The sequence below is a fragment of the Pectobacterium brasiliense genome, from assembly GCF_013449685.1.
GTDB lineage: Bacteria > Pseudomonadota > Gammaproteobacteria > Enterobacterales > Enterobacteriaceae > Pectobacterium > Pectobacterium brasiliense_A.
Genome location: NZ_JACDSF010000028.1, coordinates 179011 through 193183 on the forward strand (window position 1 = coordinate 179011; position 14173 = coordinate 193183).

Annotated in this window: 10 protein-coding genes; 4 read left to right on the top strand and 6 right to left on the bottom strand. The window is 51.3% G+C overall.

The features are described from left to right. The first annotated feature begins 83 nt into the window (after positions 1 to 83). From sbcD to rdgC, 3 genes are all read left to right on the top strand, one after another. Positions 84 to 1322, top strand: coding sequence for an exonuclease subunit SbcD (gene sbcD, locus H0248_RS12755; RefSeq protein WP_180786199.1), 1239 nt, complete (start codon positions 84 to 86; stop codon positions 1320 to 1322). Then, complete coding sequence (locus H0248_RS12760) at positions 1319 to 5002, top strand: SbcC/MukB-like Walker B domain-containing protein (protein ID WP_180786200.1); 3684 nt, start codon at positions 1319 to 1321, stop codon at positions 5000 to 5002. The genes sbcD and H0248_RS12760 overlap by 4 nt, the downstream gene beginning before the upstream one ends. Positions 5003 to 5329: 327 nt before the next feature. Continuing rightward, positions 5330 to 6259: a recombination-associated protein RdgC gene (rdgC, locus tag H0248_RS12765; protein ID WP_180786201.1), complete on the top strand. Its 930-nt coding sequence runs from the start codon at positions 5330 to 5332 to the stop codon at positions 6257 to 6259. A gap of 91 nt (positions 6260 to 6350) precedes the next feature. Here rdgC and H0248_RS12770 read toward each other — a convergent pair whose 3' ends face one another. The 5 genes from H0248_RS12770 to H0248_RS12790 form a co-directional block, all read right to left on the bottom strand. Beyond that, the gene (locus tag H0248_RS12770) at positions 6351 to 8141 is read right to left on the bottom strand and encodes a methyl-accepting chemotaxis protein (protein WP_180786202.1); all 1791 of its coding nucleotides are present in this window, start codon (positions 8139 to 8141) and stop codon (positions 6351 to 6353) included. A gap of 645 nt (positions 8142 to 8786) precedes the next feature. Further along, positions 8787 to 9071, bottom strand: coding sequence for a pyrimidine/purine nucleoside phosphorylase (gene ppnP / locus H0248_RS12775; RefSeq protein WP_005975968.1), 285 nt, complete (start codon positions 9069 to 9071; stop codon positions 8787 to 8789). A gap of 138 nt (positions 9072 to 9209) precedes the next feature. Next, the gene (aroL, locus tag H0248_RS12780; RefSeq protein ID WP_010298497.1) at positions 9210 to 9731 is read right to left on the bottom strand and encodes a shikimate kinase AroL; all 522 of its coding nucleotides are present in this window, start codon (positions 9729 to 9731) and stop codon (positions 9210 to 9212) included. Between the two features lie 280 nt (positions 9732 to 10011). Then, the gene (locus H0248_RS12785) at positions 10012 to 11061 is read right to left on the bottom strand and encodes a type II asparaginase (protein WP_374705275.1); all 1050 of its coding nucleotides are present in this window, start codon (positions 11059 to 11061) and stop codon (positions 10012 to 10014) included. 206 nt (positions 11062 to 11267) lie between these two features. After that, the gene (locus tag H0248_RS12790) at positions 11268 to 11420 is read right to left on the bottom strand and encodes a hypothetical protein (RefSeq protein ID WP_180786102.1); all 153 of its coding nucleotides are present in this window, start codon (positions 11418 to 11420) and stop codon (positions 11268 to 11270) included. 395 nt (positions 11421 to 11815) lie between these two features. Here H0248_RS12790 and pelI point away from each other — a divergent pair, with 395 nt between their 5' ends. After that, positions 11816 to 12859 carry a pectate lyase PelI gene (pelI, locus tag H0248_RS12795; RefSeq protein WP_180786203.1) on the top strand — a complete coding sequence of 348 codons (1044 nt, stop codon included), beginning with the start codon at positions 11816 to 11818 and terminating at the stop codon, positions 12857 to 12859. 98 nt (positions 12860 to 12957) lie between these two features. On the opposite strand, the gene uxuA is transcribed toward pelI, so the two are convergent. Next, complete coding sequence (gene uxuA, locus H0248_RS12800) at positions 12958 to 14154, bottom strand: mannonate dehydratase (RefSeq protein ID WP_180786204.1); 1197 nt, start codon at positions 14152 to 14154, stop codon at positions 12958 to 12960. Positions 14155 to 14173: the final 19 nt, after the last annotated feature.

Sequence of the window (14173 nt, forward strand, 5' to 3'; positions counted from 1 at the left end):
ACCAGGGCGACGCCCCCCCTTTCACATAATAAATAATGACAACGTCATCCACCGCCATGCGGTATGAATACCGAGAGAACACAATGCGCATTATCCACACCGCCGATTGGCATTTAGGACAATATTTTTATACCAAAAGCCGCGCTGCTGAGCATCAGGCTTTTCTGAACTGGCTTATTGTTCAGGTGGAACACCATCAGGTCGATGCCATTATCGTTGCTGGCGATATTTTTGATAACGGCTCGCCTCCCAGCTATGCGCGGGAAATGTATTATAGCTTCGTGGTCGCGCTACAGCGCACAGGCTGCCAGCTCATCGTTCTCGGCGGTAACCACGATTCTGTCGCGATGCTAAATGAATCTCGCGAGCTGCTGGCCTGCCTGAACACGCAAGTGATTGCTTGTGCCAGCGACGATCCAGCCCAACAGGTGCTCCTGCTGGAAAACCGTCAAAGGCAGCCGGGCGCCCTGCTCTGCGCGATTCCATTTTTACGTCCACGTGATGTGTTAACCAGTAAAGCCGGGCAATCTGGGGATGAAAAACAGCTGGCGCTACAGGAAGCGATTACCGCGCACTACCAGCAATGTTATCAACTAGCTTGTCAAAAACGCGATGAACTTGGCCTGCCGCTGCCGATTATTGCAACTGGGCACCTGACGACGATTGGCGCAACCGCCTCAGAATCCGTACGCGATATCTATATTGGAACGCTCGATGCCTTTCCTGCACAGGCTTTTCCGCCTGCGGATTATATCGCGCTCGGCCATATTCACCGCCCGCAGCGCGTGACCCAAAGCGAGCACATTCGCTACAGCGGTTCGCCCATCCCATTGAGTTTTGATGAGCTAAACAGCGAGAAATCCGTCTGTCTGGTGAGCTTTGCACCTGACGCGTTACCGCAAACGCCTCCGCAGATAGACATCCTGCCAATTCCCATGACTCAGCCGATGCAGCTGATTAAAGGTAGCCTGAGCGATATTGAACAACAGTTGAGCACCTTCAAGAACCATCAGGGCGATAAACCCGTGTGGTTGGATATCGAGATCAACACGCAAGATTATCTGAGCGACATGCAAAAACGCATTCAGGCGATGACCGAGAACCTGCCCGTGGAGGTACTGCTGCTGCGCCGCACGCGTGAACAGCGCCTACAGGCAATTACCCGACAGGACAAGGAAACGCTAAACGAACTGAGCGTACATGACGTTTTTGAACGTCGTCTGGTAACGGAGACAGATATGGAAGATAGCCGCCAACAGCGGGTTCGAACGCTGTTTAATCAGGTTATTGATGAACTGGAAAATAGCGAGACGGCCAAATGAAGATTCTCAGTCTGCGCTTAAAAAACCTTAATGCGTTGAAAGGCGAATGGAAGATCGATTTCACGCAGGAGCCATTTTCCAGCAACGGCTTATTTGCCATTACCGGCCCGACCGGCGCGGGGAAAACCACGCTGCTAGATGCGATCTGTCTGGCGCTGTACCACGAAACACCACGGCTTGGCCTGCTTTCCGCCAGCCAGAATGACCTGATGACGCGTAACACCGCTGAGTGCCTTGCCGAAGTCGAGTTTGAGGTGAAAGGCGTCGGATATCGCGCCTTCTGGAGCCAGCGTCGGGCAAGAAACGCCCCAGACGGCAATTTGCAGTCTCCAAAGGCCGAACTTGCGCTCATTGAAGACGGCAAGATTCTGTGTGAAAAGCTCAATGATAAGAAAGAGATGATCACGCAGCTCACTGGGCTGGATTTCGGCCGCTTCACGCGATCCATGATGCTGTCACAAGGCCAGTTTGCCGCCTTCCTCAACGCCAAAGCAGACGACCGAGCGGAACTGCTGGAAGAGCTGACAGGCACGGACATTTACGGCCTGATTTCCGAACGCGTCTATAACAAGTACAAGCAGGCAAACGTCGCACTGAGCACGCTACAGGCGCGCGCATCAGGCATTCAGCTTTTAACCGACGACCAGCGTCAGCAGGTGGAAGAACAGCTTGCTGAGCTGCTCCAGCAAGAGCAACGGGGCAACATCGAACGTGAGCAAGCGCTGACTACGCTGCGCTGGTTTGAGCAACTGACGCAGCAGCACACGCAGCGAACCAACACGCAGGCGCAACATGCAAGCGCCGAATCCGCCATTCAGCAGGCTAAACCGCAGCTCGACAGGTTAACTCACAGCGAACCGGCAGAAAAACTGAGGCCACTACATCAGGAACGAGAGCGCTATCGACAGGAATCTCTCACGCTGGCACAGCGTATTGAACAACTGACCGGGAAGCAGGCCGCCGAACAGTTCACGTTAACCGCGCTACGCCAGCAGGAAGAAAAAGCCGAGCGGGATGTGAGCGAGCACAAACGGGTACGGCAGCAGCAAGAGCAGGTAATCAACAAACAGGTGGTGCCACTTGACCATCGCATTGCCACGCTGGAGCAGCAAAAAGCGCAGCAGCAGGACGAACTGGCAAAAACGCAGGCTCGTCTGCACGCCGATGAAAGTAAACAAACCCAGACGGCAGCGGAACAGCAGCAGGCTACACAGCAGCTTGAACAGATCCAGTCTTACCGCCAGCAACACGCGCATCATCAGCAGTGGGGAGAACAACTTCCTCTGTGGCGCACCCAGTTTCGGCAATTGCGCCAGCTTCAGGGCGAGCAAGAGAAGCTGAAGCAAAAACAGGCGCAACATACCGCACAGTCGACAACGCTACAGCAAGAAACGGTGACCCTGGCAGCACAGCAGCGTGAACAACAAGCGATCGTTGATGCTGCCCGTCAGCAGTTCATGCAACACGATGAAACACGGCAACAGCAGGAAGCGCACCAGCCGCTTTCCATCCTGCACCAGCGGTTCAATCAACGCATTGACCAGCATGCTGAACGCCAACGACTCGCGACAATCAGCGACCAGTTCCAGCGTCTGCATGTTCGCAAGCAACAGTACCTCGCCAAACAGAATGAGATACAAGGGCATATCAGCCAGTCAGAAATCTTAAAGAAACAGCAGCAATCCGAGCATGAGCAGCGAAGCCAGCATCTGGTCGATCTGGAAACGGTGCATCGGCAGGAAGAGCGTATCGTTAAGCTGGAAGCCGAACGCCAGCGGCTACAGGCCAGAGAAGCGTGCCCGCTATGTGGTTCAACCGAGCATCCAGCCATCGAACGCTATCAGGCGCTGCAACCGTCTGAAACCCAGCAGCGACTGACGGCGCTACAGCAGGACGTGAACCAGTTAACGACAGCGCTGGCAAATACGGCTGCACAGTTGGCCTCGCTAGCGCAACAGCGGGAACTGTTGCAACAGGAGATCGCTCAGATCGATAGCGAGCATCACACCCTGCTGCAAGAGTGGCAAGAGGTCAGTGAGCGCTTACAAGTTAACTACACGTTGGAACAACCAGATGAGGTCGCAGCCTGGCTTGCGCAGAATGAAGCTGAAGAACAGGCTATTCGACAACAGATTACCGCACGCGAGCAATTGCAAAAACAGTGGCAGGAAAGTAAGGATTTACTGACTGCCGCAGAGGCATTGCAGCGGGAACTCGACCAGAAAATCGCGCTGAATACCCAGCAGCAAGCCTCGCTAAACGTTACGCAGCAAGAACTCGATCAATCGCTGCAAAACGTGCACCAGCAGATCACGCAGCATACTCAGGAAATCACGCAGACGCTGGCAACCTTAAACCTTCCTCTGCCTGAGGCCGATGCCCAGAACGACTGGCTGGCTCAGCGCGAGAATGAGTGGCAAGACTGGAAAATCAAAGAGCAGGAGCAATCTCGCCTAGCTCCTCTCTTAGCCACGCTACAAAGCGATCTTCACCATCTGAATCGCAGCGTGACAGAGGCCAGACAACTGATCCAAACACAGCAACAGCAGTTGGAACAGTACCTCACGCAACTCAACACAAGCCAACAAGAGCGGCAGGCGTTGTTTGGGGACAGGCAGATCGCTACCGTGCGCGAACAGCTACAGCGAACCAGCCAGCAGTACGACGATGCACTCAGGCTAGCCCTGTCAGCTCGTCAGCAAACCGAAACGACGTTAAGCCGTCTAACGGGAGAGCTGGCTAGCACGCAACAGCAATATGAACAGAGCACGCGCCAGCATGAGAGTGCTATCGAACGCTTTACTCAGGCGTTGCAACAAAGCACTTTCGCCGATGAAACCACGTTCCTCAATGCGTTGCTTGATGAGCAGGAACGCCAGACGTTGCAGACGTGGAAGGAAGAACTATCTCAGCGTTTGCAGCAGGCGGCGGCACTTCACCAGCAGGCTGAACGTGAGCTGCTCGCCCATCAACAAAAGCGCCCCGCTTCCCTGACGGAAGACGCCACACAAGAAGCGGTACAGCAGCAGTTGACAGCGCTGGATGAAACGCTGAAAACCAACCTGCGGCAACAGGGCGAGTTCCAGCGTCAGTTGGCTGACGATAAACAACAGCGCCAGAATCAGCAGGATTTGCTCAATGAGATCGCCCAAAGTCAGCAAATGTATGACGACTGGAGCTGTCTTAATACGCTCATTGGTTCACAAAGCGGGCATAAATTCCGTAAGTTTGCTCAGGGGCTAACGTTGGACCATCTGGTTTATCTCGCCAATCTCCAGCTTTCCCGCCTGCACGGGCGCTATATGCTGAAACGTAAACCCGGTGACGATCTGGAGCTGCTGGTGATGGATACCTGGCAAGCGGACGCCGAGCGTGATACGCGCACACTGTCCGGCGGCGAGAGCTTCTTAGTGAGTTTGTCGCTGGCGCTGGCGCTCTCCGATTTGGTCAGCCACAAAGCCAGCATCGACTCGCTGTTTCTGGATGAAGGCTTCGGCACGCTGGATGCCGAGACGCTGGATATCGCACTGGATGCCCTCGATAACCTGAACGCCTCCGGTAAAACCATCGGCGTCATTAGTCATGTCGAAGCCATGAAAGAGCGTATTCCGGTACAGATCAAAGTGCAGAAGATTAACGGGCTGGGCGTCAGCCGGCTGGCACCGCAGTACGCCGTTTAACCATTACGCCTTCGGCCAGAGCCAGGCGGCTCCGCGTACCCCACTGGAGTCGCCGTGTATGGCCTGAAGCACGGGCGTTGGTAATCCACGGCAAATCCGGTGCCGGAGATAAACGTTTCAATATAATTTGAGTCGTGCTGCCAACGCACATACAGCTTGAAGTATGACGGGTATAACTAGAAAAACCAATCAGTTGCCATTCAAAGCGTGATAGGTATTCCTCTGAATCTCGGTATTTTATTCCACATAACCGTCTCGAATTCGTTATCATGCGCGCAACATTACAAACCCGCGTGCAAACCTGCGCGCCCAGTCAGGGATAACACCATGTTGTGGTTTAAGAACTTAATTATTTACCGCCTAAGCCGGGACAGCGTGCTGTCCAAAGATAACGTTTTGTCTGCGGACGAACTGGAAAAACAACTCAGTGCTTTCGCGTTCACCCCGTGCGGCAGTCAGGATATGATGAAAACGGGTTGGGTATCACCAATGGGATCCCATAGCGATGCCTTAACGCACGTCGTTAATGGGCAAATCGTTATCTGCACCCGCAAAGAAGAAAAAATCCTGCCTTCCCCAGTCATCAAGCAAACCCTTCAGGCCAAAATCGAGCGTCTGGAAGCAGAGCAGCACCGCAAGCTGAAAAAAACCGAAAAAGACTCGCTGAAAGATGAAGTACTCCATAGCCTGCTGCCGCGTGCATTCAGCCGTTTCAGTCAAGTTTGGCTGTGGATCGATACGGTTAACGGCCTGATTATGGTCGATGCCGCCAGCGCCAAAAAAGCGGAAGATACGCTGGCGCTGTTGCGTAAAACACTGGGTTCCCTGCCCGTTGTGCCGCTGACGATGGAAAACCCGATCGAGCTGACGCTGACCGAGTGGGTTCGTTCCGGTGAGCCGGCGGCAGGTTTCGCGCTACAGGATGAAGCAGAACTGAAAGCCATTTTGGAAGACGGCGGCGTTATCCGTTGTAAAAAACAGGATTTGGTCTGCGATGAAATCGCCGTACACATTGAAGCAGGCAAACTGGTCACCAAGCTGGCGCTGGACTGGCAGGAACGGATTCAGTTGGTCTTGTCCGAGGACGGTTCGGTAAAACGCTTGAAGTTCTCCGATACGCTGCGGGAACAAAACGACGATATCGATCGGGAAGATTTTGCTCAGCGGTTTGATGCCGATTTTATTTTGATGACCAGCGAGCTGGCGGCATTGATTGCGAATCTGATTGAAGCACTGGGCGGAGAAGCCCAACGTTAATGCTGTCTATTTTTGATACAGTCGATTGTTAATGCAGTCAGTGATTGCCCGCCAATGTTAGGCGGGCAATACTCTTTAGTGCCTGAATCCGTTAGACTCGGAATGCCCCGACAACGGCGTTCAGTTCTTCAGCCTGTGTCTGCAACGCCCCCGACGCAGCAGCAGATTCCTGTACCAGCGCGGCGTTTTGCTGCACCATCGAATCCAACTGTGCGACCGCTTTGTTGATCTCGTTGATGCCACGCATTTGCTCATCAGCCGCATGCGTAATTTCAGACATCACCGAACTCACCGTAGAGACGCCGCCGACAATTTCATTCATCGTGTCGCTGGCCTGACGAACCTGAACGGAGCCAGACGTCACACTGGAGACCGTCGATTCAATCAGCGCTTTAATTTCTTTTGCAGCCTGTGCGCTACGCTGTGCCAGACTGCGAACTTCACCAGCAACCACGGCGAAACCACGGCCCTGTTCACCCGCACGCGCCGCTTCTACCGCAGCGTTAAGTGCCAGAATGTTAGTCTGGAATGCAATGCCATCGATCACGCCGATAATATCGCCGATTTTACCCGATGCGACTACGATCTCTTCCATCGTGACAATCACATCGGAGACCACTTTTCCGCCCGTACTGGCATCTTTCGACAGCAGCAGCGCTTTCGCGTTAACCTGCTGCGCAGAGCCCGCCGACTGCGTGACCGCTGCAGAAATCTCTTCCAGCGAGGCTGCAGTTTGCTGAATGCTCGATGCCGCAGATTCAGTACGCGCAGAGAGATCGTTGTTCCCCGCCGAGATTTCATCCGCCGCCACCTGAAGCGATGCGCTGATATCGCGAATCTGCATCATGACCTGGCTGATCTTGTCGACAAAGATATTAAACGAGCGGGCAATTTGCGCCACTTCATCATGCCCTTCGTCCGGCAGACGTTGCGTCAGATCGTTATTACCGTTGCTGATATCATCCATTGCGTCGCGAATTTGCAGCAGACGCTTGAGCGCAGACGCAATGATGAAACCAATCACCAGCGTGCCCAGCAGCGCGATAACAACTAGCGTGATGACAGAAGTAGACAGCAGAGAATCCATGCCCGCTGTCGCTTCAGCTTTATCCAACGCCACCAGCATGAACCAGTTCGTGCCCGCAATCGGTTTTGCCACCACGAGCTTTGTCACGCCAGAAAAATCTACATCGCGGGCGCTATCGGCTGAAAGAATATCGTTAAGATCAATCTTAGGAGCAATGTCAGTGATATTTTTCAGCGTCAGTTTTTCATCCGGATGAGCAATGATCAGACCGCTACGCTCGATGAGAACACCGAAGCTATCTTTGGCTGGGTTAATCGCTTTGACGTTTTCAATCACGCTTTCCATCGTGACGTCGCTACCGACGACACCTCTGACCGTTCCACCTTCCACCACGGAAGCAACGAAAGAAACCACCAGCGTATTCGTCACCGCATCAACGTAAGGGGCAGTGACCAGCGGTTTGCCCTCTTTCACCGCCTGCTGATACCAAGGCCGGACAGTAGGGTTATAATCAGGGGGGATACCGCCAGGATCGGCAAATTTGGCCGTGCCATTGGCATAACCCATGTACACATTCAGGAGTCCGCCGGATGCCGCAATCTGTTTAAACAGCGGAATCGGATCCTCATCGGTTATAACACGGTCGTGCAACGCAGAGATCATCAACGTTTTAGAAGCAACCCAGTCGCTAATCGCAATACTATGGCTAGTGGCTACCGCATTCAGCGTATTCTGGATCGATTCCTTGTTCGCGTTATTGGCGATGGTGTAATTAAGAAAGGTGTTGATAACAAGTGAAAGCACAACAATGGTCGAACAGGCCGCAAGGATGCGGGATCGGGTCGTTTTCAGCATAAAATACTCTTTGCGTAGAACAGTTATACTATCCATAACGGCATAGCAAAATAAAACTTGAATGTGATCATATTCCACAACAGCCATTTCTCTTAAAACTCAGCGGAATAATTAATACGCTCAACCAAACCTTTATAAAAAAAAGATATTAAATTTATTTAAAACCAACAACTCAATATAATAAACCAAAATAAATAAAAAAAAAGAATAAAAAACTTATTAATAGCCATAATATAAAAGTATCGCTGAATTCCGTAATCTATTGTATTTTAACAAAGTTGGGATTATTCCTAATAAGTACCACATCTTTTTACACTATTAATTAATAAGCACCTTTTAAATAAAATAATTCATATATGGAATTAATGATTAGCGTTACAAAGAATAGATGACATTTTCGTTGCAGAGCAACATGCTAAAAATAGCCAGTTATAGTTTATTTTATGTGGCAACGCTGCGATTACCATTTTCAGTGTATACGCCAAATAATTCGAGTTTCAGGACAAAAACGGCAAGGCGTTTTTGAACAGCACTTGCGCTGACCCCGAAGGGCTGAGGCGATAAGGCCGAAAGGGTAAAAAAACGCCGCATTATGTCGTACATAACGCGGCGAGAATGATCTACTCTACAGAGAGAGAATAGAAATTACAGATACTTACATAGATAAGAGGTCGGCTCGACCACCTGTAAGTTGAACTCACTTTTTCCCGGAACGAAAAACGTTTCTCCCGGTGTGAAAACCTGCCAATCCGGTGCACCTGGCAGCAGTACTTTTAATGCTCCGGTGATCACCGTCATTTCTTCCGGCTGCCCAGTTCCAAAGGTGTATTCACCCGCATCCATGACGCCAACACTGGCGCGGCCAATGCTGTCGCCTTCAAAACCGATTGATTTGACCTTCCCTGCAAAATACTCGTTTACATTCAGCATAGCGCGGCACCTATCATCGAAAAAATTCAGGAAATTCATCTTAAAAGGAGAGTCGCGCCACTGTCACGATCTATTCATTGAAAGTTGGTGTTCAGTAACACTGACTGGTGATTATTTTGCCAGTGCCCAGTCACTTTCCTACGCAGCCGACAAGCGCAGTGCCTTCAACACGCTTGCCACAATCGCTTCTGGCGTTTGTGAGGCATCAATGACGTGATGTGCCACGCCGCGATACAGCGCCTCGCGCGCGGCCAGTACATCAGCCATTTCCTCGGCGATAGGGCGACCAGTCAACGTCGGCCGCTGGTTATCCTGCGGGTTTTCTTCCAGCCGCTGTGCCAGCAGTTCGGCATCCGCGTGGAGGTAAATGACGGTACCTTTGTCATGCATAAAGCGCCGATTGGCTTCCGCCAGCACCATACCGCCGCCTGTCGCGACGATGCAGCGGTTGGACGTCACCTGCTGAAGTGCCAGACTTTCACGTTGGCGGAACCCATGCCATCCTTCCTGCGCAACCACATCAGCCACCGTCATATTGGTGGTCTGCTGCATAAACAGGTCGGTGTCGACAAAGTCATATCCCAACGCCTGCGCCAGTTGATGCCCGACGGTGGTCTTCCCACAGCCTCTGGCACCGACCATAAAAATGGGGTGTGTCATGTAATGACGTATCCTTCTTCTTTACTCACCTGCCCTGTCATACCTCAAGCTGCACGCACGTCGGCTGTCCCGCAACTCGAACTATTTCGGGTATCAAAGATAAATGGGGTGATTACCTGCTTTGTCGTGGGCTGAATCATACCGATAAAATCAACAGAGAGGGAAGTGACTTCTCAGTGGAAACGAAAAGTTGAATAACTAAAAGTAAAAATTGAATGGCAGGAAATAAAAAGCCCCGCGTTTAAAGGCGGGGCCATCACACGACAAACCAATCGGACGATTAATATGCGTGGAAATAATCCTGAATCACCGCCGGGTTGGTCGTTTTTGTCAGCGCCAGCATCAACAGAATACGCGATTTAGCAGGGTTCAGAGAGTCAGCAACCAAACCAGGCTGGCCCGCATCTGGTGGTACGATGCCGCTGCCGGTACGGCTGGAGCGTACAACAACAACGCCTTTGCTTTGCGCTTTACGGATGCCTGCATCACTGCGTTTGGAGACGGAGCCTGCCCCCATGCCTGCATAGACAATCCCTTTCACGCCGTGTTTAATGGCCGCGTCATACATGTATTCTGGATCGTCCTGATAGCCATAAATAATATCAACGGCTGGCAGTTTATCGACGTTGGTCACATCAAATACAGAACGTGTGGTGTGAACTTTATCCAGACGCGTCTGGTAATAAACTTTGTCGCCGATAATCACGCCCAGATAACCTTCTTCTGGCGCTTTAAAGGTATCCAGCGTAGAGGCATTGGTTTTGCTGATGAAACGGGCAGAACCAATACGGTCATTCAGCACGACCATCACACCGCGACCGCGAGAATTTTTATCCGCCGCCACTTTTACCGCACCGTACAGGTTCATCGGGCCGTCGGCACTGATTGCCGTTGCCGGACGCATCGCGGCGGCGAAGACCACCGGTTTATCACTCTTCACCGTCAGGTTCAGGAAGTAAGGCGATTCGTCGAGTGTATCCGTACCGTGCGTAATCACCACGCCATCAACATCACTGCGTGCCAGCAGCTCATTCACGCGCTTGCTCAGCTTCAGCAGAACATCGCTGGTCATATTTTCGCTGCCGATGCTGGCAACCTGCTCACCTGAAATATTGGCAAGCGTTTTCAGCTCTGGCACCGCTTGAATCAGCGTCTCTACGCCCAGCGCACCCGCTTTATACCCCGTGGTTTGCGTATTGGCCGCAGCGGAACCGGCAATCGTACCGCCCGTTGCCAAAATAACAATGTTAGGTAGGTTTTCTGCCGCATTTGCCAGAGACGCAAAACAAACAAAAACAACAACGAATAATGCGTTAAACATCCTTTTCATAACATATACCAACTTATTGAGTTAAGTGGCAGATCAGATACGTCAGGTGCCTGATCTGTAAGTAAAAAATATCAACTCTGTTGGCAGCCAGCCAACATTGGCGCTTATTCTGCCCCAGAATTCAACGAATTAATATATGCCTGCCAGACTTCACGTTAACGATGTGTGATACCTCACAGCACGGCATTCTGCCGCAACGATTTACGTTATCGATTACTCTGCGCCACGGCATCCTGCGAGGCCTTTTCACGCGCGTCGCCCGTCAGTTCTGACAGCGTTCCCTGATGCATTTCCAGAACAAACGCCGATGCGCTGTACTTGTTATCTGAATTCACGCCCCAATTTATCAAGAAAAGCATTCAGTTTTACATGTGGTTAAATGATCACCATAAAGTAAATGGCACATCAACGAAACGTGGAAACAAACCGAATCCCATCACGCACAACCGTAGGCGAGTGATAAAATTTTCATCTCGCGACACCCTTTACTTTTCTTATTTTCTTAATAAGAACCTTCCGAATATTTATTAATTCCAAAGAAATAATTAAATAGAATATAATAAACGAGAAATAAAATTAAAAACAAAATAATAACAGACTAAATTAAATAATCTGATTAACCTCAACAATTTCGTCGAATTATTATTCATTTCATATTCCCTGCTATATAATCCTTTTCGATGTGCAAGGACTCCCTCTTTATTTGGAATAAATAAAGAGAAAAAATATCCGTTTAATTTACAAGGAAAAACACATGTTTAAGTATTTAACACCGATATTTTTATGTACCGCTGCTTTCTCTTTTCAGGCTCAGGCGAGTGACACCATGCTGATGCTGCTGAAAAAAGACAATGCTACTTATTTAAGCTGGTCTACCGATGCAGGCAACGTTGTTCGCCAGGATGTGTATCGCAGCACCAGTAGTGCTCAGGCAGGCAGCGAAAAAATCGCAGAACTCAATTCCACAGACAGAACTTTTACCGATTTAACCGCCAATCCACAGTCAGACTATTGGTATTGGGTAGATACCGTTAGCGGCAATAAGAGTGTCCTGAAATCTAATGCCGCATCAACGGCACCAGCACCATTGCGCGCCGCGCCGCTTAAGGCTGCAAGCTCTGAATGTAAGGCCGGCGCAGTCATCAAAAACAAATCTGTTGACTGCGATGGGATTACTCTGGGTCTGAGCTGTAGCGGTGACAGTGATAAGCAACCTCCTGTTATCACGTTGGAAAATGCCAGCATCAAAAATCTGCGCATTTCGGCAAAAGGCGGTTCTGACGGCATCCACTGCGCAAGCGGCGACTGCCGTATTGAAAACGTGATTTGGGAAGACATCTGTGAAGATGCAGCAACCAACAACGGCAAAACCATGACCATCGTCGGCGGTGTTGCCCATAACACCACCAATGGCCCTGGTGGAAAACCGGACAAAGTGCTGCAGCAGAATGCCAAAAACAGCCACACTATTGTACAGGGCAACTTCACCCTGACTGGCCAACACGGCAAACTGTGGCGCTCTTGCGGTGACTGCACCAACAACGGTGGCCCACGTAACCTGACCATCATCAGCGCAACCGTTAACGGCACCATCGACAGCATCGCTGGCGTAAACCGTAACTTTGGCGATGTCGCTGAGATCCGCGATTTGCGTATTAAAGGCTACAAAGAAGGTAAACCCCCTGTATGTGAAGAGTTTAAAGGCGTAGAAAAAGGGCAAGGTAAGTCCGAGAAATACGACGAATTCTGGGATACCAAGAACTGCAAAGTCAGCCGTTCAAACGTTAAACCGCTGTAATTCTGCTGGCAGAATTCACACGTAACTCACTTCCTCTGGGGTCCTGACGCATCAGTCATCGACAGACCGTGCTACTAAGCACGGTCTGTTTCATTTCATCACCCTTGCTGCAATTCAGTAAACAGCGTGCGCTTAAGCGCCAGCTCGACGCCGCGTAGTTCCGCCAGCCCTTTCAGACGACCGATTGCCGAGTAGCCGGGGTTGGTTTTCTTTTTCAGATCGTCCAGCATCTGATGCCCGTGATCTGGCCGCATTGGGATCGGACGGCGATCGCCCGCCTTCTGACGCCGCAATTCTTCCGCCAGAATGGCATTAATGATCGCCACCATATCCACATCCCCTTGCAAGTGCGCCCCTTCATGGAAGGAATTGGGATTGTTCTCGCGACAGGTGGCACGCAGATGGGTGAAATGCACGCGATCGGCAAACGTTTCCAGCATGCTAACCAGATCGTTATCTGCCCGCACACCGTAAGACCCCGTACAGAAGGTAAAACCGTTATGAAGGCTATCAACCGTTTGCTTTAACCAGCGCATGTCGTCAATCGTCGACATCACGCGCGGCAGCCCAAGAATCGGACGCGGTGGATCGTCCGGATGAATGGCAAGGCGGAGGCCAACGGCTTCCGCAACGGGCACAATCTCACGGAGGAAATAGCCAAGGTGCTCACGCAGTTTCGCATGGTCGATACCATCATATTCCGCCAGACGGCCGCGGAACTGCTCCAGCGTATAGCCCTCTTCCGAGCCCGGCAGCCCAGCGATAATGTTGCCTGTCAGGCGCGCGATATCTTCTTCGCTCATTGCACGGAAGTAGTCGGCAGCCTGTGCCTGTTCATCCGCCGTGTAGTCTTTTTCAGCACCGTGACGCTTAAGGATATGCAGCTCAAAGGCGGCAAAGGCAATATGATCGAAACGCAGCGCCTTTGAACCATCCGGCAATACATATTCCAGATCGGTTCGCGTCCAGTCCAGCACGGGCATGAAGTTATAACACACCGTATCAATGCCGCACTGCGCCAGGTTACGCAGCGATTGCTGGTAATTGGCAATATGCTGCTGATAATTCCCCGTCTGGGTTTTGATCTCTTCATGAACCGGTACGCTTTCCACCACCGACCACACCAGCCCTTTCGCCTTCAATTCGGCTTTGCGCTTTTCAATCTCTTCAACTGACCAGATTTCGCCATTGGGGATGTGGTGCAACGCCGTCACCACGCCGGTCGCTCCGGCTTGCCGAACATCATCCAGTGAGACAGGATCGTTCGGGCCGTACCAACGCCAGGTTTGTTCCATACCGAGTTACCCTTTTATT